The sequence below is a fragment of the Mesorhizobium sp. M8A.F.Ca.ET.161.01.1.1 genome (assembly GCF_004792105.1).
GTDB lineage: Bacteria > Pseudomonadota > Alphaproteobacteria > Rhizobiales > Rhizobiaceae > Mesorhizobium.
This window is the reverse complement of the sequence record NZ_SRTD01000178.1, coordinates 1-364: the sequence shown is the minus strand read 5'-3', so window position 1 is coordinate 364 and position 364 is coordinate 1. Positions and strand designations below refer to the sequence as shown.

Sequence of the window (364 nt, the reverse complement as noted above, 5' to 3'; positions counted from 1 at the left end):
AACCAGGTGAAGCTTTCCGTCCATGATCTGGTGACATAACGCTTCCCCTGGTTATATGATAAAAGCACTCCACTAAAACGGAGGTGCCTCCGTTTATCTAACTGGGGTCTGGCCAGCCGTGGTTCAACCCCCCATATTGCGGTGGTGGAGAAAAAAGTGCCCGACCAGGAAATGACCGCTGAAGCGCCGCGCGATGCGCCGGCGCCAAAGCCGCTGCGCGCCGATGCGCAACGCAACCGCGACAGGCTGGTCGAAGTGGCGGCGCAAATGTTTGCCAGCGACGGCGTCGATGCCTCGCTGGAGGAGATCGCCAAGCGGGCAGGGGTCGGCATCGGCACGCTCTACCGCCATTTTCCGACGCGCG

The 364-nt window shown here is 61.0% G+C and carries 1 protein-coding gene; it reads left to right on the top strand.

The features are described 5' to 3' along the window. Positions 1-171: 171 nt before the first annotated feature. The coding region (locus tag EN804_RS35195; RefSeq protein WP_135922344.1) for a helix-turn-helix domain-containing protein at positions 172-364 on the top strand (193 nt) is incomplete at its 3' end.